General features: G+C 64.6%; 14 protein-coding genes. 10 read left to right on the top strand and 4 right to left on the bottom strand.

Annotated features, from left to right (window positions below; genetic code table 11):
• The first annotated feature begins 45 nt into the window (after window positions 1–45).
• Genes AC3RCJ_RS24140 through AC3RCJ_RS24130 form a run of 3 tightly spaced genes read left to right on the top strand, consistent with a single transcriptional unit; the run spans window position 46 to window position 4324 of the window.
• Window positions 46–1254: an HlyD family secretion protein gene (locus tag AC3RCJ_RS24140; protein WP_492963580.1), complete on the top strand. Its 1209-nt coding sequence runs from the start codon at window positions 46–48 to the stop codon at window positions 1252–1254.
• Window positions 1255–1260: 6 nt separating this feature from the next.
• The gene (locus AC3RCJ_RS24135) at window positions 1261–2859 is read left to right on the top strand and encodes a DHA2 family efflux MFS transporter permease subunit (RefSeq protein WP_492963582.1); all 1599 of its coding nucleotides are present in this window, start codon (window positions 1261–1263) and stop codon (window positions 2857–2859) included.
• 40 nt (window positions 2860–2899) lie between these two features.
• Window positions 2900–4324 carry an efflux transporter outer membrane subunit gene (locus tag AC3RCJ_RS24130; RefSeq protein ID WP_492963584.1) on the top strand — a complete coding sequence of 475 codons (1425 nt, stop codon included), beginning with the start codon at window positions 2900–2902 and terminating at the stop codon, window positions 4322–4324.
• A gap of 166 nt (window positions 4325–4490) precedes the next feature.
• Here the strand turns inward: AC3RCJ_RS24130 and AC3RCJ_RS24125 are convergent, their stop codons facing one another.
• On the bottom strand, window positions 4491–5408 hold the full coding sequence (locus tag AC3RCJ_RS24125) for a LysR family transcriptional regulator (protein WP_230539778.1): 918 nt from the start codon (window positions 5406–5408) through the stop codon (window positions 4491–4493).
• Between the two features lie 112 nt (window positions 5409–5520).
• On the opposite strand from AC3RCJ_RS24125, the gene AC3RCJ_RS24120 reads away from it, so the two are divergent.
• From AC3RCJ_RS24120 to AC3RCJ_RS24100, 5 genes are all read left to right on the top strand, one after another.
• A complete protein-coding gene (locus tag AC3RCJ_RS24120) occupies window positions 5521–6120 on the top strand; it encodes a short chain dehydrogenase (protein WP_492963586.1) in 600 nt (199 codons plus the stop codon).
• Window positions 6121–6229: 109 nt separating this feature from the next.
• The gene (locus AC3RCJ_RS24115; RefSeq protein ID WP_492963588.1) at window positions 6230–7963 is read left to right on the top strand and encodes a dipeptidyl-peptidase 3 family protein; all 1734 of its coding nucleotides are present in this window, start codon (window positions 6230–6232) and stop codon (window positions 7961–7963) included.
• 153 nt (window positions 7964–8116) lie between these two features.
• Window positions 8117–8800: a hypothetical protein gene (locus tag AC3RCJ_RS24110; protein ID WP_492963590.1), complete on the top strand. Its 684-nt coding sequence runs from the start codon at window positions 8117–8119 to the stop codon at window positions 8798–8800.
• A 93-nt stretch (window positions 8801–8893) separates the two neighbouring features.
• Entirely contained in the window at window positions 8894–9625 is a 732-nt protein-coding gene (locus tag AC3RCJ_RS24105; RefSeq protein WP_492963592.1) for a BON domain-containing protein, read from the top strand.
• A gap of 156 nt (window positions 9626–9781) precedes the next feature.
• The gene (locus AC3RCJ_RS24100; RefSeq protein ID WP_492963594.1) at window positions 9782–11074 is read left to right on the top strand and encodes an MFS transporter; all 1293 of its coding nucleotides are present in this window, start codon (window positions 9782–9784) and stop codon (window positions 11072–11074) included.
• Between the two features lie 59 nt (window positions 11075–11133).
• Here AC3RCJ_RS24100 and AC3RCJ_RS24095 read toward each other — a convergent pair whose 3' ends face one another.
• Window positions 11134–13287 (bottom strand): prolyl oligopeptidase family serine peptidase, encoded by a 2154-nt coding sequence (locus AC3RCJ_RS24095; protein WP_492963596.1) that lies wholly within the window; start codon window positions 13285–13287, stop codon window positions 11134–11136.
• Window positions 13288–13461: 174 nt separating this feature from the next.
• On the opposite strand from AC3RCJ_RS24095, the gene AC3RCJ_RS24090 reads away from it, so the two are divergent.
• Both AC3RCJ_RS24090 and AC3RCJ_RS24085 read left to right on the top strand, forming a co-directional pair.
• On the top strand, window positions 13462–14508 hold the full coding sequence (locus tag AC3RCJ_RS24090) for a lysozyme inhibitor LprI family protein (RefSeq protein ID WP_492963598.1): 1047 nt from the start codon (window positions 13462–13464) through the stop codon (window positions 14506–14508).
• Between the two features lie 3 nt (window positions 14509–14511).
• Window positions 14512–15015, top strand: a complete 504-nt coding sequence (locus AC3RCJ_RS24085; protein ID WP_492963600.1) for a hypothetical protein — start codon at window positions 14512–14514, stop codon at window positions 15013–15015.
• Here AC3RCJ_RS24085 and AC3RCJ_RS24080 read toward each other — a convergent pair whose 3' ends face one another.
• A complete protein-coding gene (locus AC3RCJ_RS24080; protein ID WP_492963602.1) occupies window positions 15016–15426 on the bottom strand; it encodes a hypothetical protein in 411 nt (136 codons plus the stop codon). It abuts the gene before it with no gap.
• A 66-nt stretch (window positions 15427–15492) separates the two neighbouring features.
• Window positions 15493–16959 carry an NADP-dependent succinate-semialdehyde dehydrogenase gene (gene gabD, locus AC3RCJ_RS24075; RefSeq protein WP_492963604.1) on the bottom strand — a complete coding sequence of 489 codons (1467 nt, stop codon included), beginning with the start codon at window positions 16957–16959 and terminating at the stop codon, window positions 15493–15495.
• Window positions 16960–17037 lie beyond the last annotated feature (78 nt).

Below are 17037 nucleotides of genomic sequence, written 5' to 3'. Positions count from 1 at the left end.
CTTTGCCCAATAATGAACCTATATCATTTCATTTTCGGAGCGAGTATGTCCAACCAGCCAGGCCAGGCAGAGCACAAGGTGCTGAGCGCCGTCCCACCCGCAGCCCCCGCCGCGCCTTCCACGCCCGCCGCTTCCGCCAGCTCCGCACCACCGAACAAGCGCGTCAAAATCATCGCCGGCCTGATCGTCCTCGTCGCGCTGGGCGCCGGCGCGCGCATGTGGTACCGCAGCCACTATTTCGTGGAAACGGAAAACGCCTACGTGGCCGGCCATGTGCATCCCGTGTCGGCGCGTATTTCCGGTGTCGTCACCAAGGTTTTTATTGACGACAATCAAATCGTGAAAGAGGGCGACGTGATTGCCGAACTCGATCCCTTCGACCAGCGCGTGAAAACCGAGCAGATCGCCGCGCAGATCGCCAGCGCCGAGCAGCAAGTGCTGCAAGCCGACGCGCAGATCGCGCAAGTGCAGGCGCAAGCGAGCTCGGCCCAGGCGCAAGTGGCGCAAGCCGATGCGCAGCTGCTGCGCGCCAAACAGGATGCGGAGCGTTATGGCCAGCTGTACACGAGCCAGATGAAAGCCGTGTCGAAAGCGGAGCTCGACGCCGCCAATGCGGCCCGCTCGAGCGCCGTGGCCGACCTGGCCGCCCGCCGCGACAGCGCTGCGGCCGCGAAGGCGCAGATCGGCGCGGCGCAAGCTGCGCGCGACGTGGCCAAGGCGCAAGTGGCCGTGCTGCGCGTGCAACTGAAGGACGCGGAACAGCAGCTGCAATACAACCGCATCCTGGCGCCCGTCGCCGGCCGCATCGGCAAGCGCAACGTGGAAACGGGCATGCGCGTGCAGCCTGGCCAGCAACTGACGGCCATCGTGCAGGACAACGTCTGGGTCACCGCCAACTTCAAGGAAACGCAGCTGGTCGACCTGCACCGCGGCCAGAGCGTGCACGTGAGCATCGACGCCATGCCGGGCAAGAAGCTCGTGGGCACGGTGGACAGCTTCGCCCCGGCTTCGGGCGCGCAGTTCGCCCTGCTGCCGGCCGATAACGCCACCGGCAACTTCACCAAGATCGTGCAGCGCGTACCGGTCAAAATCGTCTTCCAGCCGGAAGACATCAAGGCCATGAATGGCCGCCTGGTGCCGGGCATGTCGGTGATCGCCGAAGTGGAAGTGAACCAGCCAGCGTCGGACAAGGCCGAGGCTCCGCGCCACGCCGCCGCGCCAGCCGCTCCTGCCGCCCAGACCGCCGCCCGCTAAGCTTCCATGAGCAGCCCTTCCACCACGCTGGCGAAGCCGCCGGCGTTTCCCGTGATCGACGAGAAAGTCTCCGGACGCACCTGGCTGGCGGTCGGCGCCGGCATGCTGGGCGCCTTCATGGCTGTGCTCGACATCCAGATCACCAATTCCTCGCTCAGGGACATCCTTGGCTCGCTGTCGGCCACCCAGGAAGAGGGCTCGTGGATTTCCACGGCCTACCTGGTGGCGGAAATCATCGTCATTCCCCTCACCGCGCTGCTGGCGCGCGTGTTCGGACTGCGCGCCTACATGATAGGCACCACCGCTTTCTTCCTGCTGTTCTCCACCCTGTGCGGGGCGGCCTGGAACCTGGAAAGCATGATCGTCTTCCGCATGCTGCAGGGGTTTACGGGCGGCGCGCTGATACCGATGGCGTTCACGCTGGTGATGCTCAAGCTGCCCGCCTCGAAGCGCGCCGTCGGCATGGCGATTTTCGGCCTGACGGCGACCCTGGCGCCGGCCATGGGCCCGACCCTCGGCGGCTATCTCTCCGAGCTGTATGGCTGGCCTTCGATCTTCTACATCAACTGGGTGCCCGGCGTGCTGCTGATCGCCGGCATGATCTATGGCCTGGACAAGGAGCCGATGCAGCTCAAATTGTTCTGGAAGGCCGACTGGCTGGGCATCTTCTTCATGGCCCTGGGCCTGGGCTGCCTGACCATCTTCCTGGAAGAGGGCAATTCGAAGGACTGGTTCGACTCCGGCTTCATCATCGCCTTCGCCGCGCTGGCCCTGACGGGCATCCTGGGCTGGGTCGTCACCAGCGCCACGCGCGCCGAGCCGTTCGTCAACCTGGCTCTGTACGGCCAGCGCAACTTTTTAGTGGCTACCGTGCTGTCGGCCGTGACGGGCATGGGCCTGTATGGCTCGGCCTTTTTGCTGCCCCTGTTCCTGGGCCAGATCGCCGGCTATTCGCCGATGCAGATCGGCGAAGTCATCATGTGGGTGGGCTTGCCGCAGCTGTTCATCATGCCTTTCGTTGCCAAGTTGTCATCGAAGGTGGACAACCGCATCCTGTGCTCGTTCGGCCTCTTGCTGTTTGGCGGCTCGTGCATGATGAATGCCTACATGGACGCCTCCACCGGCTATGACCAGCTGCTGTGGTCGCAGGTGGTGCGCGCGCTGGGCCAGCCCTTCGTCATGCTGACCCTGTCGAACTTCGCCATGAAGGGCATCGCGCCGAAGGACATGGCGTCCGCCTCGAGCCTGTTCAACATGACGCGCAACCTGGGCGGCTCGATCGGCATCGCCCTGCTGGCCACGGCCCTGAGCACGCGCGAGCATTTCCACTCGCAGCGCCTGGGCGAGGCGATCAACGCGTATTCGAGCGCCACGCAGCTGCGCATTGACCAGCTGACGTCCTCGTTCATGGCCAAGGGCTATGACGCCGTCACGGCCGGCAACCAGGCCTTGCAGGCGATCGACGGCATCGTGCGCCGCGAAGCCTACGTGATGGCTTACAACGACGGCTTTTTCCTCGTCGGCGCCATCCTGCTGGCCTGCATCGTGCCCCTGTGGCTGGCCGACAAACTCAAAGCTCCCGGTGGCGGTGGCGGCGGTCATTGACCGCGCACAGCAGCCCCTCAAGAACAAGAAGGTAATCATCATGCAAACAGTAATGACGAAAATCGCGCTGGCCGCTTCCCTTGCCGTGGCGCTGACCGCCTGCGGCACCGTGGGCCAGGATTTCACCGCCCCGGCAAACGTGGCCGGCATTGACACCTTCCGCCACGGCGCGGCCGCGGCGGACGCCGCGCAGCTGCCCAAAGAGTGGTGGAGCATCTACGGCGACGCGACCCTGAACCGCCTCGAACAGAGCGCATTGCAGGACAATCCGAGCGTCAAGGCGGCCGGCGAGCGATTGCTGCAGGCGCTGGCGCAAAGCGGCACGGCGCGCGCCAACCAGGGCCCGAGCGTGAACGTCAGCACGGGCATCTCGAACTCGCGCACCTCGGCCAACACTTCGCAGGGCCTGGCCCTGGGCAACCGCTCGATCAGCGGGAATAACTTCTCCGTCGGCGGCTCGCTGTCGTATGAAGTCGATCTGCTGGGCCGCGTGAAACGCCTGGTCGAAGCGGCCGACGCGCAGGCGCTGGCGGCGCAGGCGGACCGCGACGGCGTGCTGCTGATGCTGTCGGCGCAAGTGGCCAGCAATTACTGGCAGCTGCGCGGGCTGGACGCGGAAATGGCCATCCTGAATGGCGCCCTGGACACGCGCCGCGAGTCGGCGCAGCTGGTCGAGGCGCGCTTCAATGCGGGCTTGACGAATGAGCTGGACCTGGCGCGCGCGAAAGTTGAACTGTCGAACGCCCAGGCCGACCTGCATGAAGTCAAGCGCCAGCGCAACCAGCTGGAAAACAGCCTGGCCACCCTGACGGGCAAGCCGCCGTCGGCGCTGCCATTGCCGGTGGCCGCCGATCCGTCGATCTTGCCGCTGCCGCCCGCCATTCCCGTCGGCCTGCCGGCCAGCCTGCTGGCGCACCGCCCGGATCTCGTGTCCAGCGTGGCGGGCCTGCGCGCGGCGAACGCGCAAGTGGGCGTGGCCGAAGGCGCGTTTTACCCGTCGCTGCAATTGACGGGCAATTTCGGCTATGCCTCCGAAAAGCTGCGCGACCTGGCGCAGGGCGGTTCGCGCCAGTTCAGCTTTGGCCCGCTGGCCCTGTCCCTGCCCATCTTCGACGGCGGCCGCAACCAGGCCAACCTGGATTTGAGCAAGGCGCGCTATGCGGAAGCCGTGGCGAACCACGAAACGAAGCTGCTGACGGCCTTGCGCGAAGTGGAAGATGCCTTGTCCGACGTGGAGCAGCGCCAGTTGCAGGGCGATGCCCAGGCCTTGTCGCAGGCAGCGGCGGCGCGCGCCTACCTGGTGGCGCGCACGCGCTACGAGCGCGGCATCTCGACCTACCTGGACGTCACCGATGCCCAGCGCAGTTCGCTGGCGGCGGACCGCGCCGCCGCGCAGATCAAGACCCAGCGCCTGCTGGCGACGGTCGCCGTAGCGAGGTCTCTCGGCGCCGGCTGGCAGCATTGAAGGACACCAGATAAAACCTACTGCGCGTCGCGCTTTGCGGCCGGCGATGCTCACCGTACTAAAGTACGGTTGCGCTTCTCGGCCACAAATCACTGCCGCTCGCTACGGTTTTCTCCGGTGTCGCAAGGTCAACCATGAGCAACAAATGACAAGGCTATCCAACTAGTTACGTGAGCGTGGCCGGTGGCGGTGTCGCCGCCGGCCCGTAGCGTTCCAGCAGAAAGTCGATGAAGGTCGTCAGCTTCGGCGTGGGCTGGCGGTCGCGCGCGTACACGAGGTGCATGGGGCGCGGCGCCGGTACGTAGTCGGCCAGCAGCGGCACCAGCCTGCCGGCGGCGATGTCGCCGGCCATCAGGATCTCCGCCTGCATGACGATGCCGAAGCCGTGCAGGGCCGCCACGCGCAGCGCCTGCCCGTTGTTCGAGCGGAAGCGGCTCTCGCGCACGGGGCTGCCGTCGTCGTCGCCGCTCCTGGCCAGGCGCCAGCGCACGTGGCGCGTCCATTGCATGAAGTCCAGGCATTCGTGGCGCGCCAGGTCGGCCGGCGTGCGCGGCGTGCCGTGCCTGGCCAAATAGGCGGGCGCGGCGCAGATCACCATCGCATACGGCCGCAGCACGCGCGCCACCATGGCGGAATCTTCCAGCTTGCCGATGCGGATGGCCGCATCGAACCCTTCCTCCACCAGGTCCACCGTCCTGTCGTTCAGGTTCAGTTCCAGGCTCACTTCCGGATACGCATCGAGGTAATCGGCCATCAGCGGCGCGATGCACTCGCTGCCGAAGGACACGGGCGCCGTGATCTTCAGCTTGCCGCGCGGCGCCGCGCGCATGGCTTCCGCGCCCCGTTCCGCCGCATGGATGCTGGCCAGGATCTGGCGGCACTGTTCCGCATACTGCTGGCCGATTTCCGTCAGGCTTTGCCGCCGCGTGGTGCGCGCCAGCAGCCGCGCGCCCAGCCGCTCTTCCAGGTATTTGATGTGCTTGCCCACCATCACGGGCGAAATCTGGAACGCCTCGGCGGCGGCCGTGAAACTGCCCGCATCGACGACGGCGACGAAAATCTCCATGCTGCGCAATTTATCCATGGCATCCCGATTGCAAACTACAGATTAGTAATCTTGTAAATTCTAGCGTATTTATTCCTTTTCGTAAGCGGCGCATACTGGCTCCATCGTTCAACCCACACAAGGAAGCAGCATGAAAATCGTCATCATCGGCGCCAGCGGCACCATCGGCACGGCCGTCGCCGCCCAACTGGCGCAGCGCCATGAAATCATCGCAGTGGGCAGCCGCAGCGGCACGCACCAGGCCGACATGGGCGACATCGCGCAAGTGCGCGCCCTGTTCAAGCGCATCGGCAAGGTCGATGCCGTCGTCGTGACGGCCGGCAAGCTGCATTTCGGCCCCCTGGCCGAATTTACCCCCGAGCAATTCCAACTGGGCCTGGAAAGCAAGCTGATGGGCCAGGTCAATGTGGCGCTGGTGGCACAGGAATACCTGAACGACGGCGGTTCGATCACCCTCACCAGCGGCATCGTGGCCGAGCAGCCTATCCGCTTCGGCGCGGCCGCCAGCATGACCAACGCGGCCGTGGAAGGTTTTGTCAGGGGCGCCGCCATCGAGCTGGCGCGCGGCGTGCGCATCAATGTCGTCAGCCCGACGGTGCTGGCCGAATCGCTGGAATCGTACGGCCCCTTCTTCTACGGCTTCGAGCCGGCCGCCGCCAGCCGCGTGGCCCTGGCCTACAGCCGCAGCGTGGAAGGGGCGCAGACGGGGCAGGTGTACAAGGTCTGGTAAGCCGCTTGCCATGCCATGGGGGCAGGTGGGACAATCGCAGGCTGAGCAAGAAAGCGGTAGCGCGCCATCCGCGCCCGCCGCGTCTGAGAAAAATCCAACCGAGACCTCCATGAAAAAACTCTTGATTCCCCTGCTGATGGCCGCCGCCGTCGGCAGCGCCTGCGCCACAACGCCAGCCGCCGCGCCAGCCACCCCGGCCACCGCGCAGCAACTGACGGCCATGAGCGCCCGCTACGCGCCCGTCGCGCTGACGGCCGATGTCACCCACCTGTCCAAGGGCGACCGCCAGGCCATCGCCAAGCTGGTCGAAGCGGCCAAGCTGGTCGACGTGCTGCAGCTGCGCCAGCGCTGGTCCGGCAATGAAGCGCTGTGGGCGGCCTTGAAGAAGGACAAATCCAAGCTGGGCCAGGCCCGCCTGAACTATTTCTGGATCAACAAGGGCCCATGGTCGGTGCTCGACGCGCACGCCTCGTTCATGCCGGCCAGCTATGCGGGCATCGCCATTCCCGCGCACAAGCCGGAAGCGGGCAATTTCTATCCGCAGGGCGCCACCAAGGCCAGCCTGGAAACGTGGATGAACGGCTTGCCGGCGGACGACAAGCAGCAGGCGCAATGGTTTTTTACCACCATCCGCGCGGGCAAGGACGGCACATACCAGACCGTCAAGTATTCGGATGAATACAAGGTGGAGCTGAAACAGCTGGCCAAATTGCTCGATGAAGCGGCGGCCGCCACGGACAATGCGTCGCTGAAGAAATTCCTCACCTTGCGCGCCAAGGCTTTCCTCGACAACGATTATCTGCCGTCCGACTTCGCCTGGATGGACCTCGATTCGCCCGTCGACATCACCATCGGCCCGTATGAAACGTACAACGACGAGCTGTTCGGCTACAAGGCCGCGTTCGAGGCGTACGTGAACATCCGCGACCAGGCCGAGACGCAAAAGCTCAATTTCTTCGCCAAACACATGCAGGAGCTGGAAGACAACCTGCCGCTCGACGCCCAGTACCGCAACCCGAAAGTGGGCGCGCTGGCGCCGATGGTGGTGGTCAACCAGGTGTATGGCGCCGGCGACGGCAACATGGCCGTGCAGACGGCCGCCTACAACCTGCCCAACGACGAGCGCATCATCAGCGCGCGCGGCTCCAAGCGCGTGATGCTGAAGAACGTGCAGGAAGCCAAGTTCAAGGCCACCCTGACGCCGATTTCGAAACTGGTGCTGACGCCCGAAGCGCAGCAGGACGTGGATTTCAATTCCTTCTTCACGCACATCCTCGCGCACGAAATCATGCACGGCCTGGGCCCGCACGCGACCGTCGTCGACGGCAAGCCATCGACGCCGCGCCAGGACTTGAAGGAAGCCTATTCGACCATCGAAGAAGCCAAGGCCGACATCACGGGCCTGTTTGCGCTGCGCTACATGATGGACAAGGGGCAACTCAACGACACTCTGGGCCAGGGCGAGGCGGCCGAGCGCAAGCTGTACAACACCTTCCTTGCCTCCGGTTTCCGCACGCTGCATTTCGGCTTGACGGATTCGCACGCGCGCGGCATGGCCATCCAGATCAATTACATCCTCGACAAGGGCGGCTTTGTCTCGCTGGGCGATGGCAAGTTCGGCGTCGATTTTGCCAAGATCAAGCAAGCCGTGATCGACCTGGACCGCGAATTCCTGACCATCGAGGCGACGGGCGACTATGCGCGCGCGCAAGCGATGATGACGAAATACGTGGTGATCCGCCCTGAAGTGCAGCTGGCGCTCGACAAGATGAAGGCCGTGCCCAACGATATCCGCCCGGAATTCGTCACGGCCCGCGCGCTGGATAAGATGACGAAGAAATAAGCTGACCTTGATTATTCTCAGTCTGAAAAGCCGGTGCCTTGCGCACCGGTTTTTTTTCGACTTTATTTGCAAAAAGTTGCCAGTTTTTCCTTGTGGAAATACGTCCACCGCTTACTCTGCAGTGGTAAATCCTCCTTTCTTCCCGTCTATCCCATGTTGAAACCGCTCTTGCTGATGAGCTTGCTCATCGTTTTGCCCGCCGTGGCTGGTCCCGGGCTGACTGAACTGGAAACGCGCTGGCTGCAGGCGGGCCAGCCCGTCATCGCGTTTGCGCGCGCGCAAGGTTTGCCCATCGATATCATCGTGCAGCCCCAGGATGCGCCCGGCGCCGTGCCGCTGGCGCTGGGCTATGAAGCAGGGCGCTGCAAGCTGGTGCTGTCCTTGCGTGGCAATGCGCAGGCGGACAGCGTCTTGCAAGGCGTGCCATCCGCGCGCCACGCCCTGATGATGGAAGCGATGACGGCGCATGAAATCGGCCATTGCCAGCGCTATGCGCAGGGCGACTGGCACGCCTTGCCGCGCGGCTTTGTCGAGCCGCGCAGCCGGCAGCAAGGCAAGTTGACAGCGCTGGCGCAGGAGCTGCGCGAGACGCGCCGCGAAGAGGCCTATGCGGACCTGGTGGCCCTGGCGTGGATGTATGGCCGCCACCCCGGTCAGCACCAGCAGGTGCTGGCCTGGATGCGCGGCGTGCGCGCCAGCGGCGACGTGGCCGGTGGTTCGCACGATACGCAGGCATGGCTGGCGCTGGCCGATGGCGACACGGCATTTGATGGGACTGCTTCACCATTTGAACAGGCGCAAGTTTTATGGCGGATGGGCTTGAGCAGCGACAAATGACGGTGATTTTCAGGTGTAGCGTGTGCTGTCGCACGGAGCTTTGAACGCGGCAGGGGTCTAATCTGGGCATCAACTAACCAGAGAGGAACCATCATGAACAAAATGATCGCACTCATGCTGGCCGCCAGTGCCAGCGCCCTGCTTGCCGCCGCGCCCGCGTATGCGCAGGATGCCTCGTACAAGAGCTTGACGGACAAGGCAACGGCCGACTACAAGCAGGCCAAGGCCGCCTGCGATGCGCAGAGCGGCAACGCGAAAAAAGTCTGCGTGGAAGAAGCCAAGGTAGCGCGCGCCAAGGCGGAATCGGACGCCGTGGCGCAATACCGCAACACGCCGCGCGAACTGGGCAAGGCGCGCAAGGACGTCGCCAATGCCGAGTATGACCTGGCCAAGGCCAAGTGCGGCGACCGTACGGGCGCCGACAAGACCACGTGCATGAACGATGCCAAGGCGGCGAAAACAGCCGCGCTGGCCGACGCCAACACGGGCGCCAAGGCCGGCACCAACGTGGCGCAAAATCCGCCCGCCACCACGAAGGAAAACTGCGACGCCATGGATGCGACGGCCAAGGCCGCCTGCGTGACGCGCAATGCGGCCGGCAGCACCAAGACGGCCATGTCCGACTCCGTCATCACCACCAAAATCAAGGCCGACCTCGTCAAGGACAACGACTTGAAGGCGCTGGACGTGCACGTGGAAACGGTGAACGGCGTCGTCATGCTCAGCGGCTTCGTGCCTTCCCAGGCGCAAGTGCAGAAAGCGGCCGACCTGGCCCGTGGCGTGGAAGGCGTGAAGGACGTGAAGAATGGCTTGAAAGTGAAATAAGCGGCGCTTTCACAAGGCTTGCAGCCAGGACTGGAGCGGCACGCAGCAGTGTCGCTCCAGTTTTTTTGATTGTATAAATTACGATCATAATATAACATGAGAAAAATTCCCATCGGCTGGTGCCGGTCGGCATCCACTTTTTCTCATGAGGACAGCATGCTTTCCCTTCCTGTATCGCAATGGCTGGAGCGGCGCGGCATGCATTTCGCCTGGGTCATCGTCGCCATCACCTTCCTCACGGCGCTGACGTCATCGGCCGCGCTGGGCTTGCCCGGGGCCTTGATGCAGCCGCTGAGCCGCGAGTTCGGCTGGGATGCCGAGCAGATTTCCTCGGCCCTGGCCGTGCGTTTCGTGCTGTTCGGTTTGATGGGGCCGTTTGCCGCCATCCTGATGGAGCGCTTCGGCTTGCGCAATATCATCTGCGTGGCCCTGGGCCTGATCGCTTGCGGCATGCTGCTGGCCACGCGCATGACGCAGTTCTGGCATCTGGTGGCCCTGTGGGGCATCCTGCTGGGGCTCGGCTCGGGCATGACGGCGCTGGTCTTGAGTGCCGTGGTGGCGAACCGCTGGTTCGACACGCACCGGGGCCTGGTGGTGGGCGTGCTGACGGCCAGCTCGGCCACGGGCCAGTTGCTGTTCCTGCCCGTGGGCGCCTGGCTGATCGAGCACTACGGCTGGCGCACGGCCGTCCTGCCCGTGTTTATCGCCTGCGCCATCGTCGCCGTGCTGGCCTTCCTGTGCATGCGCAACCGGCCGCAGGACCTGGCCTTGCGTCCCTACGGCGCCGACCCGGCCACGCCGCTGGCGGCACCGCCCGCGGCAAAGATGACGTTTGCCACGCCCTTTTTGATCCTGCGCAGCGTGGCTTCCAATCGTACCTTCTGGATACTGTTTGGCACCTTCTTTATCTGCGGCCTCAGCACCAACGGCTTGATCCAGACGCATTTCATTTCCCTGTGCGGCGACTCGGGCCTGTCCGCCGTGCCGGCCGCCTCCGTGCTGGCCATGATGGGGGCGTTCGACCTGTTCGGCACGATCTTGTCCGGCTGGCTGTCGGACCGCTATGACAACCGCAAACTGCTGTTCTGGTACTACGGCTTGCGGGGCCTGTCGCTGTTCTGGCTGCCGTATTCGGCATTCACCCTGTACGGCCTGTCGCTGTTCGCCATGTTCTACGGCCTGGACTGGATCGCTACCGTGCCGCCGACCGTGAAACTGGTGGGCGCCACGTTTGGCAAGGAGCGGGCGGGCATGGTGTTTGGCTGGATCTTCGCGGGCCACCAGTTGGGCGCCGCCGTGGCCGCGTATGGCGCGGGCCGCATCCGCACCCTGATGCTGACCTACAATCCGGCCCTGTTCGCAGCCGGCGCCGCCTGCCTGGTCGCCGCCCTGTTGGTGCTGGCGATCCGGCGCCAGAAGTCGGCCGTGGCAGCTGTCCAGAGCGCATGAAAAAAGCCAGGCCCGCGTGAGCGGAGCCTGGCTTTTGTTTATCAAGAACGTTTCAGGATTTATTTGAGGTATTTGGCCAGCCAGCCTTCGACTTCGCTATAGAAAAAGCGGCTGTTCTCGCCCTTCAAGATCCAGTGGTTTTCGTCCGGGAAGACCAGCAATTTCGCCGGCACGTTCAGGCGTTGTTGCACGGCAAAGTTCATCAAGGCATTGTTGGCCGGCACGCGGTAATCGAGTTCGCCCACGGTAATCAGGATGGGGGTGGTAAAGCCTGTGCCTTTTTCGTGGTTGCCCGCTTGCATGACGGGGCTTTGGTCGCGCCATACGGGCAGGTTCGACCAGACGGGGCCGCCCGCATTCGTTTCACGGCCGAAACCGCCATCGCTGGTGCCCCACTGCATGATCAAATCCATTTCGCCCGCGTGCGAGACGATGGCCTTGTAGCGCGTGGTGGTCGCCTGCAGCCAGTTGGCCAGGTGGCCGCCATAGCTGGCGCCGCCGGCAGCCAGTTTCGTGCCGTCGATGAATGGATATTTCTTGATGGCTTCATCGACGCCCTGGTTGACTTCATCGCCCGGACCTTTCAAGGGGTCGAACTGGATCGAGCGCGCAAATTCCTCGCCATAGCCGGTGGAACCCTTGTAGTCCGTCAGCAGCACGACATAGCCTGGCTTGGCCAGCAAGTGATAGTTCCAGCGCAGCACGAACTGGTCGCGCCACATGCTGGCCGCGCCGCCGTGGATGACGGTAAACAGCGGGTACTTCTTGTTCGGATCAAAGTTGGCCGGCTTGACGAGCATGTTGTGGATGCGGCGGCCGTCGGCCGTGCTGAACCAGAAGTGCTCGGGCGCCTGCCAGTCGATCTTGTCTGCCTTGTCCGTGTTGAAGGCCGTCAGGCGCTTCGGCTGCTTGCCGTTGAAAGCATAGATTTCCGGCGGGTTGATGGATGACTCCCACACGCCGACCAGCGCCTTGCCGCCGCTGCTCAGCGAGTTGATGCTGCCCGTCGGCAAGGATGGTTCTTCGCGCACCTCGCCGCCTTTGGCGTCGATCGAGTACAGCTTTTCCAGGCCCGCATGTTCGTAGCTGAAGAGGACGCGCTTGCCGTCTGCGGGCAGCACGTAGCGTGAAATCGAACGGTCCAGCTTGGCCGTCAATATCGTTGGCGCGGGGTTGCTCATCGGCCAGGCGAAGCTGGCCAGGCGCTTCACGTCATACACTTTACCGGGCGTCTCCGCATCGCTGAGGGCGAACAGGGTCTTGCCGTCGACCGCGAATTTCAGGGAACCGTAGCTGTGTTTGTCCTGCGTCAAGCGCTGCGCTTCGCCGCCGGCCACGGGCAGCAGATACAGTTGCGAGACCACGGCTTCGCGCTGGGCCGCGTCGCGGTTGCTGGCGGCGTTGAAGACGACAGCCTTGCCATCGGGCGTCCAGACGGCGTCCAAGGATTGTCCCTCGTCGCCCTGGCCGCCGCCAAAGCCGGGCAGAGTGACCAGTTGCGTGCCCGACAGGATGTCGCGCGCGGTGTTGTCACCCTTGGCTTCAGGCTGCGCATCGACGATGAACAGGCGCACCTGCTTGTCCGTCAGCCATTTGTCGAAATAGCGGGGGGCCGTCGTTTCATACGAGCGGGCGCTGACTTTGCGCTCCTTGCGCTCTTTCGCGCTTTGCTTGACGTCGGCTTCCGTCTTGTTGCCTGGATAAATGTCGCTGATGAACAGCAATTGCTTGCCGTCCGGACTCCATTTCGGCATGCGCGCGCCCAGGGTGAGCGAGGTCAGGCGTTGCGCTTCGCCGCCAGCCGCCACGTCGAGGCGGTAGATCTGTCCCGCCTCATCGCCGTCGCGCTTGGCGACAAACACCAGCTGGCGGCTGTCCGGCGACCAGGCCACGGCGCCTTCGCCGCCCTTGGAATACGTGAGGCGGCGCGCGGGGCTGTCATCAAGCAGCGACTTGATCCACAGGTCCGACCATTGGTCCTTGTTGTCGTAGGCGCTGTCGACGACGGAAAACACGGCCCACTTTCCGTCAGGGCTGGCGACGGGCGCGCCCACGCGTTTCATCAGCCACACGTCTTCGTGCGTGATGGCGTGTCTGGCTTGCGTTTGCGGGGTGGCGGCAGGCGCGGCGGCGGCGGTGGTATGGGCAAGCGAGGCGCAGGCCGCTGCGATCAGCAGGGAGCCGAGGGAACGGCGAAGACGGGGTAAGGTCATGGGCGTGGTCCGGGTAGTGAAAAAAGTACAGCGAGCAACATTATTGCCCATCGATTCGGCCACTGCCAAGGCCATGGACCGTTACTTACCAGGCCGGACGGCCACGTATCGGGCGGGTGGCTCCTGGCTGATCAGTTAAACTTGCCGCTTTACGCACGCTGGCGCTGCCTGAACATGAAAATTTGTCTACCCTTATTGAAAACGGCATTGCTGGGCGCGAGCTGCCTGCTGGCCGCTCCGGTTTTTGCCGCTGCGGCAACTCCCTACCCGAACACCAGCGCCATGGGCGTGGGCCACGCGGAAAGCACGGCCTGGTATGCGGCTTGCCTGAAGGTCAAGGATGCGGCGCCGCCGCCGGCCGACCTGCCGGCGCCGTCCGCCGTGGCCGCCTTGCAGCCATGCCAGGCGACAGACCTGTATTACGATACCAAGAGTATGTCCTCGCCCAAGCCTGCCGACTGGCGTTCCGTGCGCCATTGCGCCATGGCCACGCAGAATAGCGCCGTGCTGATGATGCTGTACCAGAACGGGCAGGGCGTGCAGAAAGACCCGTTGCTGGCGCTCAAGTATGCGTGCAGCATCGATGCGGCGCCGGCCGAGATGCAGGGCCGCATCGAACACTTGCAGCAGATCAATGCCAGCGGACGCGGCATGATGGACTGGTGCGACGACATCACCAGCGGCTACATGATGGGCGTGTGCAGCGCCATCGATGCGCGGCAAAAGCAGCGCGTGCGCGCGCAGGCAAGCGGCAAGCTCAGCGATGGCTGGCCGGCCGTGGCGCAAGCGTCGCTGCAAAAGCTGCAGGCGGCCGCAAGCAAGTTTGCCGACGCGCGCGCGGCCCATGAAACGGACTTGAGCGGCACGGCGCGGGCCGCCATGAGCATCGCCGCCCGCACGGCCGAGCTGGAGCTGCTGGCGCTCGATCTGCGCGAGTACGAAGCGGGCAAGTTGCCGGCCAGCATGTCCAAGGAGCAGGCGGCGGCGCTCGACAAGCAGCTCAACGCCCTCTATGGCAAGCTGATGAAAAAGCCCGCGTCCACCTATGCGGGCGCCGTGGACAAGGATGGCATCCGCGCCACCCAGCGCCTGTGGCTCGCCTACCGCGATGCCTGGATGAATCTTGGCGCCGTGCGCTACCCGTCCGTGACGGGCGACACCTGGGCCGGCCTGCTGACGGCGCGGCGCAATGCCCAATTGCAAGATTTGCTGGAGAATTGACGCATGCGCGAAGCCTATTACCACGAAGATGACTATTGCATGATCGAACTGTTGCCGCTGGATAACTTGCAGCACTGTTTGACGCAGATGGGCGAGCAGCAGGCGTTCGCCGATGCGCACCGCAGTGGCGCCGGCTGGACCGACATGTTCGTGCCCGAGGCGCCGCCGTCGCAGATGCGCGCGCTGGGCCTCACGGCCGACCGGCTGCGCCTCGCGCTGGCCGATGCCTTGCCGCCGTATGACGCCGTGTACACGGGCTACAGCAGTTACCGCGTGGAGTGCAAGAACGTGCTGGCCTTTGGCGGCGACAAGACGGAGACCCTGTTTGCCGGCCTGGACGAGCAGGGCATCGTGTGCGACCTGTGGTGCAGCGATGGCCTGCCCGAGCTGTTGCTGCTGCCCTTGAAGGAGCAGCTGCTGCTGGCCGACTGGGGCGCGGGCTTTGCGTGTCCGCTGGCCGACGGCGACTTGTTCGCCCGCTATCTGCGCGAATACGAACTGGATTGATTATTCGCAGGCGATGGCGTTCGGCTGCGCCACTTTCACCACGGAGGCCAGGCGCGCCATGTCGTTGCCGTCGCCTTGCTCGACGTATGGTTGATACGTATCGATGACGATGCGCGCTCGCGCCTGCCAGCCGCAATTGTCGGCCTGGCGCGCGGGCACGCGCAGCAGCCGGCGCGCCTGGGCGTCGTTGCTGAAGCAAAACCACGCGTCGTGCGTGGCGGCAGGGCGGGGCAAACGGCCCCACTGCGCCTTGTCGGGCGCGAAACAGACGCGGTTGCCGATGATTTCCAGGCTCATCTCGTCCGTGCGCAGGCTGTACTGGCCGTCGAGCACGATGGGCGGCTGCGCCTGGGCAAACAGGGGCAGGGCGCACAGCAGCAGGGCGGGGCACAGCAGGGCGGCAGGTTTCACGGTGCGTCTTTCCGGAGCGACATGGGAATGGGGCAGTATACCCATACTTGCCGCATCGCTGCCACGCTACACGCCGCCGATGCACAGGTACTTGATCACCAGGTAGTCGTCGATGCCATAGTGCGATCCTTCGCGGCCCAGGCCGGACTGCTTGATGCCGCCGAAGGGCGCCACTTCGTTCGAGATGGCGCCCGTGTTGACGCCCACCATGCCACTCTCCAGGCCCTCCGCGATGCGCCACATGCGGCCGATATCGCGCGTATAAAAATAGCTGGCCAGGCCGAACTCGGTGGCATTCGCCTGCGCCAGCACTTCGTCGTCCGTGTGGAAGCGGAACAGGGGCGCCAGCGGGCCGAAGGTTTCCTCGCGCGCCACGCGCATGTCGGCGGTGACGCCGGCCAGCACCGTGGGTTCGAAAAAGCTGCCGCCCAGCGCATGGCGGCGCCCGCCGGCCAGCAGGCGCGCACCACGCGCCGTGGCGTCGGCGATGTGCTCCTCGATTTTTTCCACGGCGCGCAAGTCGATCAGCGGACCTTGCGTCACGCCCGCGTGCATGCCGTTGCCAACTTGCATGCTGGCCACGGCGACGGCCAGTTTATGGGCGAAGACGTCATAGATGGCGTCGTGCACGTACAGGCGGTTGGCGCACACGCAGGTCTGGCCCGCGTTGCGGAATGTCGAGGCGATGGCGCCTTCCACGGCGGCGTCCAGGTCGGCGTCCTCGAAGACGATGAAGGGCGCATTGCCGCCCAGTTCCAGCGACAGCTTCTTGATCGTCGGCGCACACTGCTGCATCAGCGTCCTGCCCACTTCCGTCGAGCCGGTAAACGTCAGCTTGCGGACGACGGGATTCGACGTCAATTCGCCGCCGATGGCGCGCGCGGCGCCCGTCAGCACATTCAAGACGCCGGGCGGCACGCCGGCACGTTCGGCCAGCACGGCCAGCGCCAGGGCCGAGTACGGCGTCGATTCTGCCGGTTTCAGGACCATGCTGCAGCCGGCCGCCAGCGCGGGAGCCGCCTTGCGCGTGACCATGGCCGAAGGGAAGTTCCACGGCGTGATGGCGGCGCAGACGCCGATCGCCTCTTTGGTCACCAGCAAGCGCTTGTCGGCGGCGGGCGAGGCGAGTGTCTCGCCGCTGACCCGCTTGGCCTCTTCCGCAAACCATTCGATGAACGAGGCGGCGTAGGCGATTTCCCCTCTTGCCTCGGCTAGCGGCTTGCCCTGTTCGGCCGTCATGATGCGCGCCAGGTCCTCCGCATGCTGCAGGATCAGCGCATGCCAGCGGCGCAGGATGGTGCTGCGCGCCTGCGCCGTCTGCCTGCGCCATGCCGACCATGCCGTGTCGGCCGCGGCGATGGCGCGCCGCGTTTCTGCCGCGCCCATCTTCGGCACGCGGCCCAGCGTCTGGCCCGTGGCCGGGTTCGTGACCTCGATGCTGGCGCCGTCGTCGGCATCGCACCAGCGGCCGTCGATATAGGCTTGCTGGCGCAGCAAGGTGGGGTCGTTCAGTTGCAGTGTGGAATGTTGCATGGTCTCCTCCATCGTGAATGTTCCTTTTTATAGTACGCCTGACGTACTATTTTTTGTCAAGACTATTCTCGGAGGGTG

The organism is Janthinobacterium sp. GW822-FHT07H11 (assembly GCF_058798615.1).
The sequence above is the reverse complement of the archived record's forward strand: the minus strand, read 5'-3'. Positions and strand labels throughout refer to the sequence as shown.

Coding starts and splice junctions, on each gene's coding strand:
- AC3RCJ_RS24140 (WP_492963580.1), top strand. CDS start 46: ATGTCCAACCAGCCAGGCCAGGCAGAGCACAAGGTGCTGAGCGCCGTC.
- AC3RCJ_RS24135 (WP_492963582.1), top strand. CDS start 1,261: ATGAGCAGCCCTTCCACCACGCTGGCGAAGCCGCCGGCGTTTCCCGTG.
- AC3RCJ_RS24130 (WP_492963584.1), top strand. CDS start 2,900: ATGCAAACAGTAATGACGAAAATCGCGCTGGCCGCTTCCCTTGCCGTG.
- AC3RCJ_RS24125 (WP_230539778.1), bottom strand. CDS start 5,408: ATGGATAAATTGCGCAGCATGGAGATTTTCGTCGCCGTCGTCGATGCG.
- AC3RCJ_RS24120 (WP_492963586.1), top strand. CDS start 5,521: ATGAAAATCGTCATCATCGGCGCCAGCGGCACCATCGGCACGGCCGTC.
- AC3RCJ_RS24115 (WP_492963588.1), top strand. CDS start 6,230: ATGAAAAAACTCTTGATTCCCCTGCTGATGGCCGCCGCCGTCGGCAGC.
- AC3RCJ_RS24110 (WP_492963590.1), top strand. CDS start 8,117: ATGTTGAAACCGCTCTTGCTGATGAGCTTGCTCATCGTTTTGCCCGCC.
- AC3RCJ_RS24105 (WP_492963592.1), top strand. CDS start 8,894: ATGAACAAAATGATCGCACTCATGCTGGCCGCCAGTGCCAGCGCCCTG.
- AC3RCJ_RS24100 (WP_492963594.1), top strand. CDS start 9,782: ATGCTTTCCCTTCCTGTATCGCAATGGCTGGAGCGGCGCGGCATGCAT.
- AC3RCJ_RS24095 (WP_492963596.1), bottom strand. CDS start 13,287: ATGACCTTACCCCGTCTTCGCCGTTCCCTCGGCTCCCTGCTGATCGCA.
- AC3RCJ_RS24090 (WP_492963598.1), top strand. CDS start 13,462: ATGAAAATTTGTCTACCCTTATTGAAAACGGCATTGCTGGGCGCGAGC.
- AC3RCJ_RS24085 (WP_492963600.1), top strand. CDS start 14,512: ATGCGCGAAGCCTATTACCACGAAGATGACTATTGCATGATCGAACTG.
- gabD (WP_492963604.1), bottom strand. CDS start 16,959: ATGCAACATTCCACACTGCAACTGAACGACCCCACCTTGCTGCGCCAG.